The organism is Streptacidiphilus sp. EB129 (genome assembly GCF_041262645.1).
In the GTDB taxonomy this organism is placed as follows: domain Bacteria; phylum Actinomycetota; class Actinomycetes; order Streptomycetales; family Streptomycetaceae; genus Streptacidiphilus.
Map to the genome: position 1 here is coordinate 1 of NZ_JBGCCS010000097.1, position 2,231 is coordinate 2,231.

At 73.5% G+C, this 2,231-nt stretch carries 1 protein-coding gene; it reads left to right on the forward strand.

Annotated features, from left to right (window positions below; translation table 11 throughout):
* Positions 1-295: 295 nt before the first annotated feature.
* Positions 296-1,468 carry a hypothetical protein gene (locus tag ABH925_RS37565; protein WP_370156119.1) on the forward strand — a complete coding sequence of 391 codons (1,173 nt, stop codon included), beginning with the start codon at positions 296-298 and terminating at the stop codon, positions 1,466-1,468.
* Positions 1,469-2,231 lie beyond the last annotated feature (763 nt).

Genomic DNA, 2,231 nt, shown 5'->3' on the forward strand with positions numbered 1-2,231 from the left:
CCGCACCCAGTTCCCGTCGCCCGGTCCGGCCCCGCAGCACCAGGGGGCCGGGCCGCAGTGCGTTCACCCCAACCGTACCGGTCCGCGCCACAGCCCCAGCCGCCACCCGCCGAGCTCCACGGCCGAGCCGCCGGGCTGTGTCGAGCTCCACGGCTGAGCTCCACGGCTGGGCTCTACGGTGGAGCCGCGCCGCCGGGCTGGTCCGCTTCGCTGCTGCGTTCCCCGGGCTGTGGGGGAGCACGCGTGTTCGTTGGGGTGGCAGTAGCTGTGGGTGGTGCCGAATAGTGTGCGGGGTATGGCTACTCGCAAGGAACCCACACCTCCCAGACCCATCGTGCCGGGTGATGTCGTCGCGGCGTTCTGCGAGCATCTCGGTGAGTGGACAGCGGCGCAGATCACCAGTCTGGACCCGGGCCACCAGCTCGCGGGGGTCCTGCACCTCGACTGGTCCGGCCCGGAGCCGATGTCGGTGGCGGAGCTTGGCGATGTCGTGCCGGTTTCGCGCACGCGGGGTTCTTTCACGGGGCAGCTGGCGCACTGCCACTACCAGTGGGTGCTCCCTCGGAGCTGCAAGGTCATCGGCACCCTGCCGCTGCTGCACGACCGGCCGGCGAACAGCTACGCGTTCGGGTGGGGCATGGGGCTCGATCTTGCCCTGGAGCGGCGCCGAGCGCGGGGCGAGGAGTCGATGTGGTCCGACCCGTGGGCGAAAAGCATCACCGGCACCGAATGGAACGACTCTCTGGCCGGGCCCGCGGATCCTGACGGGCAGACGCGTCGGCTGACGGTTCGGGCTGTGGAATCGCTGGACTGTGCGCGGCTCGTCGAGCGGTATCCGACGCTGACCGGCCTTACCCTCATCGGGCCGGTGACCTTGTCATCGGCATCGAGCCTCAACGAGCTGGCTGCGCTCAAGCGCCTCAGGCTCTCCGACGTCTTCGGGATGGCCGCGGCGGACTGCCTCCTGCCGCGGCGCCTTCCGGCGCTGGAGTCGTTGGAACTGGTCAGTGTCCCCGCGCCGTACGCGACGGCGATGAGGAGGCTCTGGCGGCCCGAGGAGCCCCAGGGCGTCTACCTCAGGATCGCCAAGCCCCGCAAGCCCGAGTGGCTCGCCGAGAACCTGAACAATCCGCTCCGGGACTGGGAGGGCCGCGAGCAGATCAGTGCCGCGATCTACAAGAAGGCGCTGGCGCAGTACAAAGCGACGCGGCGCGCGGTGCTGGCGGTGCTGGCGTCGGGGGATTCGGCGCACGTCCTGACGCCGAGGCTTGTCGGGCTCGGGGAGCAGTTCGGCGAAGCCTTCAACGAGCTCGACGAGCACACCGGATTCATCCAGACCATTGAGCGCGAAGAGCTCTACGACGCGCTCGACGCCATCATCACCGACGCCGAAGCCGAGTCGGGAGCCGACCTGGCCTGGGCCGGCAAGGGCTTGACCGAGGGCTGCGAATCCGTCCGCGACTGGTAGGGCGCTCGCGTCCACTGCGGGCCCGGGCCGGATCCCGGGCCCGCAGCGCTGCGACTCAGGCCGACGCGATGCGCCGCACCGGTAGACCGCGTACCCCAGCCCGGCCCAGGCCTCGGCGAAAGCGATCGCGCCGGACACGGGCACGGGCGTAGCGTCCGCACTTGGCCGGCCGCAGCACCCCGGAGGGCCGCCGCGCGAACGCGCTTGCGGTTCCGTCAGGTCGGCGCCGCCGCCTCAGCACCGGCCCCGGCCAGCCGGGCCCCGGCCCGCGCTACCGCCCGCCCGGGGCTGCTTCCGTCTCCGTGCCCGCCGCAGCTGCGGCATGCCGCCGCCGGGGCCCGCCGTCGTCCCGGTCGGCCGCAGCACGCCCAGCACGTCGCCGCCGAGCCCCGCTGCCAGGGCCTGGCGGCGCCTCCCCGGGGCCCGCCGAGGCGAACCCGCGTCGCGCCGCTGCCTGTTGGCCGTGCGGGCCCGCTCCCGTCGGCCGCGCCGCACCCCGGTCCGGGATGCCGCCCGCCGAGGCTGCGCCCGTCGCCCGCCGCCGCCCCGTCGCCCGCCGCCGCCCCGTCGCCCGCCGCCCGCCGCCGTCCCGCTGCCCGCTGCCGTCCCGCCGGCCGCTGCCGTGCCCTTGCCGCTGGCTGGGCTGCCCCGGGGGTGGGCGGGTTTTGGGCTCTTCTGCTCCATCTGTGGGTCGGCTCGGAGCGCCTGACGCAGTACACGCCGTCCCCCGTGCAGATCTTGAGGTGCTGAAGCCTGAGATCGA

Bases quoted from the DNA above. Each gene is read 5' to 3' on its own strand.
- ABH925_RS37565 (WP_370156119.1), top strand. From the start codon at position 296: ATGGCTACTCGCAAGGAACCCACACCTCCCAGACCCATCGTGCCGGGT.